General features: G+C 56.5%; 14 protein-coding genes. 1 reads left to right on the plus strand and 13 read right to left on the minus strand.

Annotated elements, in window-relative coordinates; genetic code table 11:
• The 10 genes from GS632_RS19360 to GS632_RS19405 all read right to left on the minus strand — a co-directional run.
• Positions 1–622, minus strand: a 622-nt coding sequence (locus tag GS632_RS19360) for an Ig-like domain-containing protein (protein ID WP_171721916.1), incomplete at its 3' end; no start/stop codon positions are given.
• A gap of 521 nt (positions 623–1143) precedes the next feature.
• The gene (gene trpB / locus GS632_RS19365) at positions 1144–2391 is read right to left on the minus strand and encodes a tryptophan synthase subunit beta (protein ID WP_171181420.1); all 1248 of its coding nucleotides are present in this window, start codon (positions 2389–2391) and stop codon (positions 1144–1146) included.
• Between the two features lie 69 nt (positions 2392–2460).
• Positions 2461–2796: a hypothetical protein gene (locus GS632_RS19370; RefSeq protein WP_171721915.1), complete on the minus strand. Its 336-nt coding sequence runs from the start codon at positions 2794–2796 to the stop codon at positions 2461–2463.
• A 47-nt stretch (positions 2797–2843) separates the two neighbouring features.
• Entirely contained in the window at positions 2844–3485 is a 642-nt protein-coding gene (locus tag GS632_RS19375) for a phosphoribosylanthranilate isomerase (protein WP_171181423.1), read from the minus strand.
• An 11-nt stretch (positions 3486–3496) separates the two neighbouring features.
• On the minus strand, positions 3497–3847 hold the full coding sequence (locus tag GS632_RS19380) for a lipopolysaccharide assembly protein LapA domain-containing protein (protein ID WP_171181568.1): 351 nt from the start codon (positions 3845–3847) through the stop codon (positions 3497–3499).
• A gap of 7 nt (positions 3848–3854) precedes the next feature.
• The gene (ihfB, locus tag GS632_RS19385; protein WP_050603110.1) at positions 3855–4139 is read right to left on the minus strand and encodes an integration host factor subunit beta; all 285 of its coding nucleotides are present in this window, start codon (positions 4137–4139) and stop codon (positions 3855–3857) included.
• A gap of 270 nt (positions 4140–4409) precedes the next feature.
• The gene (gene rpsA, locus GS632_RS19390; RefSeq protein ID WP_068337749.1) at positions 4410–6086 is read right to left on the minus strand and encodes a 30S ribosomal protein S1; all 1677 of its coding nucleotides are present in this window, start codon (positions 6084–6086) and stop codon (positions 4410–4412) included.
• Positions 6087–6349: 263 nt separating this feature from the next.
• A complete protein-coding gene (locus GS632_RS19395) occupies positions 6350–6652 on the minus strand; it encodes a DUF6525 family protein (protein ID WP_256368693.1) in 303 nt (100 codons plus the stop codon).
• Between the two features lie 146 nt (positions 6653–6798).
• On the minus strand, positions 6799–8484 hold the full coding sequence (locus GS632_RS19400; RefSeq protein ID WP_171181428.1) for a tryptophan halogenase family protein: 1686 nt from the start codon (positions 8482–8484) through the stop codon (positions 6799–6801).
• 310 nt (positions 8485–8794) lie between these two features.
• Positions 8795–9343, minus strand: coding sequence for a hypothetical protein (locus tag GS632_RS19405; RefSeq protein WP_171181430.1), 549 nt, complete (start codon positions 9341–9343; stop codon positions 8795–8797).
• A gap of 218 nt (positions 9344–9561) precedes the next feature.
• Between GS632_RS19405 and GS632_RS19410 the strand changes: the two genes are divergently transcribed.
• Positions 9562–10038 carry a YHS domain-containing (seleno)protein gene (locus GS632_RS19410; RefSeq protein ID WP_171238958.1) on the plus strand — a complete coding sequence of 159 codons (477 nt, stop codon included), beginning with the start codon at positions 9562–9564 and terminating at the stop codon, positions 10036–10038.
• 23 nt (positions 10039–10061) lie between these two features.
• Here GS632_RS19410 and cmk read toward each other — a convergent pair whose 3' ends face one another.
• The 3 genes from cmk to GS632_RS19425 form a co-directional block, all read right to left on the minus strand.
• Positions 10062–10679 carry a (d)CMP kinase gene (gene cmk / locus GS632_RS19415; RefSeq protein WP_171238957.1) on the minus strand — a complete coding sequence of 206 codons (618 nt, stop codon included), beginning with the start codon at positions 10677–10679 and terminating at the stop codon, positions 10062–10064.
• Complete coding sequence (gene aroA / locus GS632_RS19420) at positions 10676–12022, minus strand: 3-phosphoshikimate 1-carboxyvinyltransferase (protein WP_171181435.1); 1347 nt, start codon at positions 12020–12022, stop codon at positions 10676–10678. Before aroA ends, cmk begins: the two co-directional genes overlap by 4 nt.
• An 85-nt stretch (positions 12023–12107) precedes the next feature.
• Positions 12108–13181, minus strand: coding sequence for an amidohydrolase family protein (locus GS632_RS19425; protein WP_171238955.1), 1074 nt, complete (start codon positions 13179–13181; stop codon positions 12108–12110).
• Positions 13182–13199: the final 18 nt, after the last annotated feature.

Genomic DNA, 13199 nt, shown 5'->3' on the forward strand with positions numbered 1-13199 from the left:
TATAGTTGCTGCCCGACCCGGACAATGTCGCTGTAGCGTTGGTCAAAGCCAGATCACCCACCGAGAAATCGGTGCTGGGCTCGCTAAGAGTGATCGACGCTTGAAACGTACCGTTTCCGGTGGCTGTCAGTGCACCGATTGTGGCCGTCGGTTGGGTTGTGTCCACAAGCGTCCGTGTGTTGATAACCTGAGTGGTCGTGACACCCGACAGCGCGATCTCATAGCGGTACAGCGGTCCACCAACGGTTTCCTGAGCTGTGAAAACCACGCCAAGATACCCATCAATTGCGTAAGTCGAGTCCGCGCCGTTTTGGTTGATGTTGGTTGCGTTGAGGTACCCCAAAGTCGCCAAACCACCTGGTGTAATCGCGCTTGCCGGGATGGTACCGAAATTGAAATAGAAAGATCCTCCGGGAACTCCTGCCGAGCCACCCAAGGATATGAAGGCGGTTTCACTACCTTGGAGATTGCTTAGGAAAATCTGCCCACCATTTGGGGTCGTAATGATCTGAGCAGGAAATGAAGGTCCGCCAAGTGCATGGCTTTCCTTGGCGTTTGTGAGGATAAGCATCGAAACCAGAAGCACGAGGCTCAAAAACCTCAACATAGAAGACCTTACCATTTTACCTCCTACAGCATTCCTTGGGCGCCAAACAAAGAGTGGCTTGAGTCAAAACAGCAACCCAAGCGTGTCACCTCTTGTTCCAACAAGTAGAGACATCCCCAAAAAACCGGCCCCATAAGCCGATTATCAAAACGTTAAAACAATTCTTATAAGTTGTATAGAATTTGAAGTCGCTCGACTGAACACTTAGTGCAGCGAATGTGTTTTGCTTGTTTTGCAGTACACAAGCGCCACGCAATACAAATGGCCATAATTGAGTGATTTGGGCTTAAAACCACCGCGTAGCAACGTACACAGAAGCGGCTACAAAAGTACAATCGAACCCGCCAAAAACTAGCAAAATTGCAACAGTTGAAGGGATTGCGTCAGTCTTTGTCCGATCAGGAAACACGCGTGTTCATGCCAACTACTAGCTGAGAACCACGCGCTTCCTGGCTTTAGACGACTCAATCAAAAGAAGAGTTCCACAGTGCAGCTGCCCGGAAATGAAAAACCGTGGCAACATCTGCGGCTTTACTTTAGTCAGCAGTGCGGCCTTCGGTGTCTGACATGTCGAAGTTCAGATATTTTGCCACGGTCTGAACGTCCTTGTCGCCCCGCCCGCACATGTTCATGCAGATCAGGTGATCCTTGGGCAGATCGGGCGCAATCTTCATCACATGGGCCAGCGCGTGGCTGGGCTCCAGCGCGGGGATGATGCCTTCAGTCGCACAACACAGTTGGAACGCCTCAAGCGCCTCTTTGTCGGTGATCGAGACATAATTGGCGCGGCCAATGTCATTCAACCAGGAATGCTCGGGCCCGATTCCCGGATAATCCAGACCAGCTGAAATCGAATAGCCCTCAAGTATCTGACCATCATCATCCTGCAGCAGATAGGTGCGGTTACCGTGCAGCACGCCCGGACGGCCTCCGGTCAGCGAAGCGCAATGCTCCATCTTCTCGTTCACGCCTTTACCACCGGCCTCGACGCCGATGATGTTGACGTCCTTGTCGTCGAGGAAGGGGTAGAACAGGCCCATCGCATTCGACCCACCACCGATGGCAGCGATGATCGTATCGGGCAGACGGCCTTCGGCCTTCATCATCTGCTCTTTCGCTTCTTTACCGATGACCGACTGGAAATCGCGAACCATCGCCGGATAGGGATGCGGACCGGCCACGGTGCCGATGCAGTAGAACGTGTCACGCACATTGGTCACCCAATCGCGCAGCGCGTCGTTCATCGCATCTTTCAAAGTGCCCCGACCAGATGTGACCGGGATCACTTCGGCACCCAACAAGCGCATGCGGAACACGTTCGGGGCCTGACGCTGAACGTCATGCGCACCCATGTACACGATGCATTTCAGACCAAACTTGGCGCAAACGGTTGCAGTTGCCACGCCGTGCTGCCCTGCCCCAGTTTCAGCTATGATCCGGGTTTTGCCCATGCGCCGCGCCAGAATGATCTGGCCCAACACGTTGTTGATCTTGTGCGCGCCGGTATGGTTCAGCTCGTCACGCTTCAGGTAGATCTTTGCACCACCAAGATGCTCGGTCAGGCGTTCCGCAAAATACAGCGGCGAAGGGCGACCCACGTAATTCGCCCAAAGATCATCCATCTCGGCCCAGAAGGTGGGATCATCCTTGGCCTTGTTATATTCCTCTTCCAGCGACAGGATCAGCGGCATCAGCGTTTCGCTGACAAATCGCCCGCCGAAGATGCCAAAGCGGCCTTGCTCGTCAGGGCCGGACATGAAGGAATTGAAAAGATCGTTGGCCATGGGTGTCTCCACTCGTCGTACCCGTTGTTCATAGGTTGTGGCGACAAGATTTGCCATGGGCAAAACGCATCATTCCGCAACCCGTATGTTTTGTCGCCAGACCTGAATTGCCAGTTCCGCAGAGGGCACACCGATGCACGGAAAGTGGTAGAACCGGTTCACATCCGCCAGCCGATCGGCTGCCAGCATGACACGACGATGAGGACCCGATTGTGCAAACGTCAGCATCGCCTCGATATCGTGCCACACGCTGAGTGAAAAATAGAGCCCATCCTGCCGGAACACAGCTGCGTGCAGACACAAGGGGTCGCCTTTTGCTTGCCTGTACGCCTGACCCGCGCGCCAGAAAAATTCGGGCGCGTTGTACCAGTGCCTCAGGGAAACACCACCTATTGCCGCCAACATACTGTCTTCCTCCCCAAACCGGGATACGCGGCAACTAAAGGATCAGATCACTGCAAAGCGGCTGCAAATTCGCCGATCAGGGTTGCGTCCTTTACACCCGGCGCGCTTTCCACGCCCGAAGAGACATCGACCTGCCGGGCGCCGGTCATCCTTGCAGCTTCAGCAACGTTCTGCGGCGTCAGACCACCGGCTAGCATCCAAGGACGCCGCCAGTATTTCCGACCGGCCAGCAAGCGCCAGTCAAACGCCAGCCCATTGCCTCCGGGCAGTTCCGCGCCCCGAGGCGGCTTTGCGTCGATCAACAATTGATCGGCCACTTCGGAATACAGATCTATTGCGTCCAGATCCTTGGCCTCGGCAACACCTATCGCCTTCATCACAGGCAAACCGAACCGGTCCCGGACCTCAGAAACCCGTTCAGGACTCTCTTTACCGTGTAACTGCAGCATATCCAGCGGAACCGCAGACACGATGCTGTCCAGCTCTTCGTCAGTGGCGTTTACCACCAATGCCACCTTGGCGACGCCGGGCGGAACCATTTGGGCCAGTTCCGCAGCCTGCGAAACGTCCAGATGGCGAGGTGATTTCGGAAAGAAAACAAAACCGACATAGCCTGCCCCGGCCTCAACGGCTGCACGCACGTGATCAGATGCGGTCAAGCCGCAGATTTTGAACCTAACATCGGACATGGGGCTTGGGCTCAGCTTGCCTCATCCAGAAGGGCCAGAACGTCATCCTTGCCCTCGTTTTGCTTTTTCTTGAGCTTATTGACCTCTCGCTCAAGCTTGCGCACTTCGCTTTTCTTCGCGGTCGCGTCACGGCGATGCTTGTGTTCACGCATCCATTCCCAAATGAAGCCAATGATCAGACCGGCCACAACACCACCCAGAACCACCAGGAACAACGGAAGCGAAGCGGTCAGATTGAATCTCAACAACTCAGCCAGCGGATCCGGCATCAGCTTGAGTTCAACCGACTCAACATTGGCCAGAGACACCGAAATCAGGATGATCCCAAGCGTCCCAAGAAAAGCATATCGAATGTAGCGCATCATACGGTCAGGCTTTACCGTTCAATCGGTCCCTAAGCAACTTACCAGTTTTGAAAAACGGTACACATTTTTCCTCGACCTGCACCGTCTCTCCTGTGCGTGGGTTACGCCCCACACGCGCATCGCGCTTTTTGACCGAAAACGCGCCGAAACCACGCAGTTCAACACGATCGCCGCGGGCCATGGCGTCGGTGACTTCTTCGAACACGGTATTCACAATCCGCTCGACATCACGCTGATAGAGATGTGGGTTTTCGTCAGCGATTTTCTGAATCAATTCTGAACGGATCATGCGTGATACCCTCCCAGGCAGCCGGTGTGTCAGGTCTACTGATTTGACAGTATAGGAAAAAATCCGGTTTGGGGGAACGCATACTCTGCGCGCTGAGGCTTTATTTTGCCATATTCTCACGCGAATTTTTGCCGGACAGGGGTTTTTCCGCACTTAAAGCGCAAACATTACCGAAATTAACACGGCCGATTGGAACACATTGATTCGCAACAAAAACGGCCCCGCGCTGAAGCGCGAGGCCGAAAAGCTTGTTTGGGATGTGTCCCGGAATTAGTCGCCCGACTTCAGCGCTGCACCCAGGATATCGCCCAGCGACGCGCCCGAATCGGAAGAACCGTACTGTTCCACGGCCTCTTTCTCTTCGGCGATCTCGCGTGCCTTGATCGACAGGCCCAGACGGCGGGTCTTGCTGTCAACGTTGGTGACGCGGACGTCGACCTTGTCACCGACCGAGAAACGCTCGGGGCGCTGTTCGGCACGGTCACGCGACAGGTCGGAACGACGGATGAACGACTTCATGCCTTCGTACTCGACCTCGATGCCGCCATCTTCGATTGCGGTCACTTCGACAGTAATAACCGAGCCACGTTTCACGCCGCCCACGGCTTCGGCGAACTTGTCACCGCCCAGGGCTTTGATCGACAGCGAAATACGCTCTTTCTCGACATCCACTTCCGAGACAACCGCCTGAACGACGTCGCCTTTGCGGTAGTTCTGGATCGCATCCTCGCCACGCTCGTCCCAGGACAGATCCGACAGGTGAACCATGCCGTCGATGTCGCCTTCGAGGCCAATGAACAGACCGAATTCGGTGATGTTCTTGACTTCGCCTTCGACCTCGGTGCCCTCGGGGTGAGTTTCTGCAAACACTTCCCATGGGTTGCGCTGAGTCTGCTTCAGGCCCAGAGACACGCGACGCTTGGCGCCGTCGATTTCCAGAACCATGACGTCGACTTCCTGGCTGGTCGAAACGATCTTGCCGGGGTGGACGTTTTTCTTGGTCCAGGACATCTCGGAGACGTGCACCAGACCTTCGACACCGGCTTCCAGCTCGACGAACGCTCCGTAGTCGGTGATGTTGGTGACGCGACCCTGATGAACAGAGCCCAGCGGGTATTTCGCAGCAACCAGATCCCACGGATCTTCCTGCAACTGCTTCATGCCCAGGCTGATGCGGTGGGTTTCTTTGTTGATCTTGATAACCTGAACCTTGATGGTTTCGCCGATCGTCAGGATCTCGGACGGGTGGTTCACACGACGCCATGCCATGTCGGTGACGTGCAGCAGGCCGTCAACGCCGCCCAGGTCAACGAATGCACCGTATTCGGTGATGTTCTTGACAACACCCTCGACGGTCTGACCTTCGGACAGGTTGCCGATGACTTCGGCGCGCTGTTCGGCACGCGATTCTTCCAGGATTGCGCGGCGCGAAACAACGATGTTGCCACGGCGGCGGTCCATTTTCAGAATCTGGAACGGCTGCTTCAGACCCATCAGCGGGCCAGCATCGCGCACAGGGCGAACGTCAACCTGCGAACCGGGCAGGAACGCAACTGCGCCACCCAGATCGACAGTGAAGCCACCTTTGACGCGGCCAAAGATCGCACCTTCGACGCGCTGGTCGTCGGCATATGCTTTTTCCAGACGGTCCCATGCCTCTTCACGGCGGGCCATCTCGCGCGAGATGACGGCTTCGCCACGGGCGTTTTCTGCGGCGCGCAGGTAGACTTCGACCTCGTCACCAACAGCGATTTCAGGGGCTTCGCCGGGATTTGCGAATTCTTTCAGATCAACGCGGCCTTCCATTTTGTAGCCTACGTCGATGATGGCCTGGCCGGCTTCGATCGCCAGAACCTTGCCTTTGACAACAGAACCCTCTTCGGGTGTGTCCATTTCGAAGCTTTCGTTAAGGAGGGCTTCGAATTCCTCCATGGATGCGTTAGCCATGTGGCGTTGTTTTCCTTTACAGTACGTTTTTGCTGGCCGAGCGGTTGTCTCCGCCGGTCTTGTTTCATGATGCCGTCTGGCGTGACCCGGTGCGCCCCTGAGCAAACAAACACAAAGGGCCGAGGTAACCCGGCCCTGCTCAGAAACGTCATCCGGACGTTGACCGCCCTTGTATCGACAGCGCGCGTATAGGCGGATTCCTCGACATGTGCAAGGGTAAAGCCCATGTTTTCAAGGTTCGGCAGGTCTTTGCAGAGGGCTGTTTAGCGTTTGGCGCTCCAAACCCCGGCATCGCGCTGCAACATCGCCTGTTCTATCTCATCCAAGCGCATCAACGCGGCAGACGGATCGCGTGCACCTCCGGCCCGGTTCCATATTTTCTGAGCGGACACCGGGCTCCACGGCAAACTGGCAGCAGCCAACCATTGCCGCAAGCCCGGCGGCAGCGAGTCATAAACCTGCATCGGTGCAGTTTCTCTTTGCCGACGTTTGAGGCCGCTCCGCAGATTTCGGCGGAATTTGCAGCCGTGATCTGACTGTCTTTGCAATGCACATATCCTTCGCATCCATTATGTAATTACATAACGATAATAGGCTGCGCAAGTGCCTACTAGGCTGCTTTTTCGCCCACCCAAGACGAGCCTGAGGCAGGGGCGTTCACCCCAACCTTCATTTTTGCAAAAGTGGGTTCTGCCCCGAGCTCACAGGGCCTCTAGAACAACTGCAGATCTTTTGCACCGCTTTGGATTTCTGCAAAGTTCGGCATGTTCTGAATCCTAACAGGCGCTGGCGTGGTGCCGGGCATCGCAACAGTCGGTTGCGCTACCTTCGCCTTGCCAAAGGCAGGGCGCTCCAGCTCGCCGCGGATATCGCGCAGCAGCGTTTTGTGGTCAGGCATTGATCTGATGATCTGAGCAAGATCTTCCTTCGCGCGCTGCATACCCTGATACCAGATCACCTTCTTCAATGGTCGCACTCGATCCCGGATGCCTGGCCCATACCCCGTATCATAGACCTGCTTGCCCAACAGAACCGTCTGATACACGCGGTGGTCAAAAAGCGTGGCGAATTCCACATCGTGATCCATTGGCAGGCGGTGCTGCCATAGCTCCAAATTCTCGGCCAACCGGTCCGGCACCTTCATCTGTGTCCGCGCATCGATCCAATAGGGATCGTCCGTGCGATTGCCCAAACGGTAGTGCAGGCAGATAAACTCCAGCACCTCGTTGTACATCTTGTCCATCTGCCGATTGTATCTTGCCCGCAGCGATGGCTCGATGGCGCGCGTTGGCAAATGCTCGGCGAACCAGCGCACCGCATGATCAATCATGTGGATCGCGGTACTTTCCAGCGGTTCGATGAAGCCGCCAGACAGACCAATAGCGACACAGTTCTTGACCCAGGCATTGCGCACACGTCCAACGCGCATCGGAATGACACGCGGCGTCAAACCCTTGCCGCTGTCCCCAAGCCATTCGAGGTACTCATCCGCCGCCTGATCATCGGTTCGATGCGCCGATGAGAACACATACCCCGTGCCCACACGGTTGTAGAGCGGCACCCGCCATGTCCAGCCCGCGCCAAGTGCGGTGGATCGTGTCAGGCTCTCGATCTTTTTCGGATTCGGATGCTCGATCTGCAACGCCATGGCGCGATCATTGGGCAGGTAATCCGAGTAATCCAAAAACGGCTCGCCCAGCGCCTTGTTGATGATCAATCCGCGGAAACCGGTGCAGTCAATAACCATCTCGATGTCATGGCGACCCCTACGCTCGAGCGTCAGATGGCTGACATTGCCCTGTTCATCCAGTTCAACTGATTGCACCTCATCCCGGATATGTTCAACACCTCGATCTGTGCAGACCTTGGTCAGCATCCCGGCAAATTTCACTGCATCCAGATGGTAAGCGTAACCAAACCGCTGCTCAAACTCAGGCTGGCCCAACTGTCGTGCGCCCTTGCACAGCCGACCCAGATCGTCATGCGGCGAGATTGACTGGGTAAAGTCCCGATCCCCATTGCCGAACCGCAGGAAATACTCGGCAGCATCCAAACCTTCCAACATCTGGCCGTGTGCAAAGGGATTCACATAGTCGATACGATTACCCTTGCGGTCCTTATTCCAATTACAGAACTTCACGCCCAGTTTGAAGGATGCGTTGGTTTCGCGGAAAAAATCCCGCTCTGTAATGCCTGCCTGGCGCAGCGTAACCGGCATGCGGGGCACCGTGGCCTCGCCCACCCCGACGGTCGATATATTGGGGCTTTCAATCAGGCAGATCCGTGGGCGATCTTTTTGCGACGACGTTCGGGAAAACACCATGTCCAGGATCAGCGCGGTCATCCATCCCGCCGTGCCGCCGCCCACGATGGTGATTTGGTTCAGACGATTATTCATGTGGTTTTGTCCCTGTTGGCTCGGGGGATTTTGCAGCTGCTTCCCCCTTTTTTGGGGTTATTTGGCAGCTTTCCCTTTTTTGCTTGAGGGAAACTATAACAGCTTTCCAGCGTCCATCTAGGGCTTATCGCGGCATATTGCGCACGCATATGCGACCGGCTTGAACCGTATCTGCGGGTAAGCGACTTTTCTTGGCGGGCACGACGCGATCTGTGGCATGTGGAATCTTTCCTGGCCGCGCAAATAACGCAGCATAGCGGTACGAATGAAGCGGATTAAGATAAGGACATGCGCTGGGTTCAGGCGCCGGTTAGATTTCTTCACCCTTCTTCAAAAGCTCTTCGATCAGGGCACGTTGCAGATCCGTACTGTCACCCCCACCAAATTCCGCAGCCCCGCCGGAATAAAGCGTGCCATACGTCTTCGCGATATTCACCGTCTGCGCCAACCCCGAGATTAGCTGATCCTTTTCCAGCAACGACAAAGGGTGGATAAACGCAGCCCACAATATGCCATTTGCAATCGCATAACGCGCGTCCAGAGTGCTGTCGAAATTGGCCTGCATCACCCGGATCAAGTCTTCTTCGGACAGATCTGCGGCATTGCCGACCGCAACCATGGCTCGCATCCGATCTGCATTGATGTCAGTGATGACCAAAACCTGAACACCGGCCACTGTCATCTGAAATCCAGGCCCATGGGGCTGTGCTTCGGGGTCCAGTGCAAAAAGGATATTACCCAGCCGCTCGTATGTCATTGGAGGCTCGGCATTTAGGCCATCAGGCGAGGCTTCGGGCGCGACCTCCTGCGCAGCAAGGCTTCCGGCGGCGAAAATCAGAAAGATGGCTATGCGAAACATGAGGTCACTCCTGCAGACATGCTTTGACAATAAGTAGTGAAGCTCAAACTGGCCAAACAAAGCTTAGTGATCTGCGAAGCCCAATAATTCTGTCAATTGTACGATCTGCAAAATAACGCGTTCTTTCTGAGATTACACGTTCAGAAGCTTAACCTTAACTGTTTTTCATCGGTCGACACACCGGTCGGTCCGAAACTGAAATCAAAAGGAAAACCACTATGAAATCGCTCATCCTGCCCGTTCTTGCGGCTGCTGTCGCCCTATCCACACCGGCCTTTGCCGCTGACGAGATCAACGTCTCCAACGGCATCTCGGCCGCAGGTGCGCCGCTGGCCGCGCACGGCGTTGATCTGGTTGCACTGGTCAATGAAGGCAATCCCGTGGAAGGCTTCGCAACCCACTCAGCAACTTATGACGGTGCTTCTTACTACTTCACGACCGCAGCTAACCGGGAAGCGTTTGAGGCGAACCCGGCGGCTTTCTTGCCGCAGCATGGCGGCTTCTGCTCGTTCGGCGTATCAGTTGGCAAGAAATTTGACGGCGATCCGGATCAGTACCTGGTGGCAGACGGCAAACTGTACCTTTTCCTGAATGCTGAAACCCGCGCAGCCTTTCTGAAAGACGTTGTCTCTACGGCAAAAACTGCTGACGATCAGTGGGCAAACATCAAAAGCGTTGCCGTGGGCGAGCTGTAAGAGCCAAACCTTTGCTCGCGGCGTCAGTGCGCTGCGGGCAATTTTTCGTTGATGGCGTCTAGCGCTTTTGCCAATGCGGCCTCGATACTCAGATCTGTTGTGTCCACCTGAACCGCATCTTCCGCAGGTTTCATCGGAGCAGTGCTGCGCTCAGCGTCGCGCGCGTCGCGTTCTTTGACATCTGACAGAACCTGTTCGCGCGTCACGTCAGCACCCTTGGCGCTGAGCTCAAGATACCGGCGTTCGGCACGCACTTCGGCGCTGGCCGTCACAAACAACTTCACCTCGGCATTTGGACAAATCACCGTCCCGATATCACGCCCATCCAAAACAGCCCCCCCAGCCCTACGGGCAAAGGCGCGTTGAAAATCCACCAACGCGGCGCGGACCTCGGGAATGACCGCTACTTTGGACGCGGCTTGTGCGATTTCGGCAGTGCGCAGATCGCCTTGCGACAATTCTTCGGCGGTCAAAGCCTTTGCCGCGTCGACAGGATCGACACCCTTCAAAACACGTCGACCTACCGCACGATAGAGCAGCCCTGTGTCCAGATAGGCAAACCCAAAATGTGCTGCAACGGCCTTTGAGATTGTGCCCTTGCCTGCAGCCGCAGGCCCGTCAATCGCGACTGTGAAGCTCACGAGCGTTCGACCTTAGCACCCAGCGATGCCATCAACGGTTCAAAAATCGGGAAAGACGTTGCAATCGGGCCGCCATCGTCCACGCTAACTGGCTTCTGCGCGCCCATGCCCATCACCATGAAAGACATGGCAATGCGGTGATCCAGAAAGCTTTCGCAGGTGCCGGCCCCGGGAACGTTGCCGATACCCAGCCCTTCGACCGACCACCAATCGTCACCCTCATTCACCGTCACACCGTTTGCGCGCAGGCCACGCGCCATGGCGTCGATGCGGTCGCTTTCCTTGACGCGCAGCTCTTTTACACCGCCCATCATCGTGGTGCCGGTTGCGTTGGCCGCAACCACGGACAGCACAGGATATTCATCGATCATCGAAGCCGCGCGTTCTGGCGGCACGGTGATCCCCTTCATGTTCGGCGAATATTTTGCACGCAGATCGGCAACAGGCTCGCCACCCTCCTCGCGCTCATTCTCGTAAGTCAGGTCTGCACCCATCTCACGCAGTGTGGTGAACAGGCCAGCGCGGGTCGGGTTCAGGCCAATGCCGGGCACTAGCACATCCGAGCCGGGTGTGATCAGCGCAGCGCACACTGGGAAGGCCGCGCTGGACGGATCACGCGGCACGGCGATAACCTGCGGCTTCAATTCAGGACGTCCTGTCAGGGTAATGACACGACCTTCATCGGTATCTTCAACCGTGATCTCAGCACCGAAGCCAGCCAGCATACGCTCAGAATGGTCGCGGGTCGCTTCTTTCTCGATCACAACGGTTTTGCCGGGGGCATTCAATCCCGCCAGCAACACAGCAGATTTGACCTGGGCCGAGGGTACGGGCACTTCGTAGCGAACCGGCACGGGGTCTGCCGCGCCCACGATGGTCATTGGCAGACGCCCCCCGGACCGACCAACCGATTGCGCACCAAACAGGGCCAGAGGGTCAGTCACCCGCGCCATTGGGCGTTTGTTCAGGCTGGCATCGCCCGTAAAGGTCGCCGTGATCGGAGAGGTTGCCATAGCGCCCATGATCAGTCGCACGCCGGTGCCTGAGTTGCCGCAATCGATCACCTGATCCGGTTCGGCAAATCCGCCAACGCCCACGCCATGCACGGTCCATTCCCCGCCACCGTGATCCGTAACCTCAGCCCCAAAGGCCCGCATCGCCTTGGCCGTGTCCAAAACGTCTTCGCCCTCCAGCAGGCCCGAGATCCTGGTCTCACCCACAGCCATCGCGCCAAGGATCAGCGACCGGTGCGAGATCGACTTGTCACCCGGCACCTCGGCCGTGCCGGTCAGCGGGCCGCAGGGATGCGAAGTCATCGGGATGGGCGTGCCGTGTCCGGACATGGGGGCTCCTTTTGCGCTATCAGTTCAAGGCGGATTAGCGAATTGGAGCGGCTTGGTCCAGCGGCAATGAGCGCAAAGCGGTCTCTCAGGCTTCACCCAGCCATTTCGCTGGGTTTTCTTCGGCGATCTGCCGGAAAATCTCCTCGCCCAAGATGTTGCGCAGCCGGAAACAGACCGCCTTTTCTGACAGCGCTTCTTGCCGGGTCATGTAGTAATCTGATCCAAACAGGACACGCGACCTGAGGCGCTCACCTTCTTCATCCTCGCCGGTTAGAAAAATGCGCAAGAAGGGGGCGTAATCCTCGAACTGGAACAATGTGTAAGAGATATCCGTCCAGAGGCCCGGGTAATTTCCGCTGCCGATCATCTGCCGGATCGCCACTTGCCAGTTCCTGTTGAAGGCGTCGTCCAGCGGGTTCTTGCGATCTGGATTGACATAGGCGTCCCAGTCCCGCTGCCCGCCAAAATGCGCCAGGCAAATCCGTAGCTTGGGATGAGCACGCATTACGGGAATAAACGCCTCTGGCTCGGTATAGCGGTCGGCCCAATAGTTCGAAAGATAGCGCCCCTGAACGCCGCCGCGTGAGCAATGCGACATGACCGGCAGGTTCAACTCTTCTAACCGTGGGTAAACATGCTGCATTAGAACCGGATCGTCCGGTGCGAATCCAAGACGCGGATAGAGTTTTAGGCCGCGAAACTTCAAACCATCGATGGCCCGCCAGAGTTCTGTGGCCTGTGGGTCCGCCCGCGGGTCAATCGTTGCAAAGGGTATCACTGATCGGCCGACCTCGGGGTCGCCAGACAGCTTCGCCAACTCGTCATGTTGCGCGCTCAAGGAAACCTCTGGCGTCCCAAAGCCAAAGGCTGACATCTCCATTGGCAGGACGACAAAGCGGGTATCGCTCGGATAGTGTCGCCTCAGGTTGTCCAGAATATCTCGCTGGCTGCCCGCGTCCGTTTCCTGCTGAAAGCGATAGAGCCTGTCCAGTTTCTCGGCGGCTGTATGCTGACCAACCACACGGGCACCAAATGCCAGGGCTTTGATCAGCCAAGGCATCTTCTTGAATGGCCTGAGCGCCGGATAAGGGTAATCCTCGGGCACATGGCGCGCGTGAAACAGGTGCGTGTGGCAGTTCGTGATCCGTATGTCAGACATGGCAATCCTGGAAAATAC

Source organism: Ruegeria sp. HKCCD7296 (genome assembly GCF_013110775.1).
In the GTDB taxonomy this organism is placed as follows: Bacteria; Pseudomonadota; Alphaproteobacteria; order Rhodobacterales; family Rhodobacteraceae; genus Ruegeria.

Bases quoted from the DNA above. Each gene is read 5' to 3' on its own strand.
- trpB (WP_171181420.1), bottom strand. From the start codon at position 2,391: ATGGCCAACGATCTTTTCAATTCCTTCATGTCCGGCCCTGACGAGCAA.
- GS632_RS19370 (WP_171721915.1), bottom strand. From the start codon at position 2,796: ATGTTGGCGGCAATAGGTGGTGTTTCCCTGAGGCACTGGTACAACGCG.
- GS632_RS19375 (WP_171181423.1), bottom strand. From the start codon at position 3,485: ATGTCCGATGTTAGGTTCAAAATCTGCGGCTTGACCGCATCTGATCAC.
- GS632_RS19380 (WP_171181568.1), bottom strand. From the start codon at position 3,847: ATGCGCTACATTCGATATGCTTTTCTTGGGACGCTTGGGATCATCCTG.
- ihfB (WP_050603110.1), bottom strand. From the start codon at position 4,139: ATGATCCGTTCAGAATTGATTCAGAAAATCGCTGACGAAAACCCACAT.
- rpsA (WP_068337749.1), bottom strand. From the start codon at position 6,086: ATGGCTAACGCATCCATGGAGGAATTCGAAGCCCTCCTTAACGAAAGC.
- GS632_RS19395 (WP_256368693.1), bottom strand. From the start codon at position 6,652: ATGCGAAGGATATGTGCATTGCAAAGACAGTCAGATCACGGCTGCAAA.
- GS632_RS19400 (WP_171181428.1), bottom strand. From the start codon at position 8,484: ATGAATAATCGTCTGAACCAAATCACCATCGTGGGCGGCGGCACGGCG.
- GS632_RS19405 (WP_171181430.1), bottom strand. From the start codon at position 9,343: ATGTTTCGCATAGCCATCTTTCTGATTTTCGCCGCCGGAAGCCTTGCT.
- GS632_RS19410 (WP_171238958.1), top strand. From the start codon at position 9,562: ATGAAATCGCTCATCCTGCCCGTTCTTGCGGCTGCTGTCGCCCTATCC.
- aroA (WP_171181435.1), bottom strand. From the start codon at position 12,022: ATGTCCGGACACGGCACGCCCATCCCGATGACTTCGCATCCCTGCGGC.
- GS632_RS19425 (WP_171238955.1), bottom strand. From the start codon at position 13,181: ATGTCTGACATACGGATCACGAACTGCCACACGCACCTGTTTCACGCG.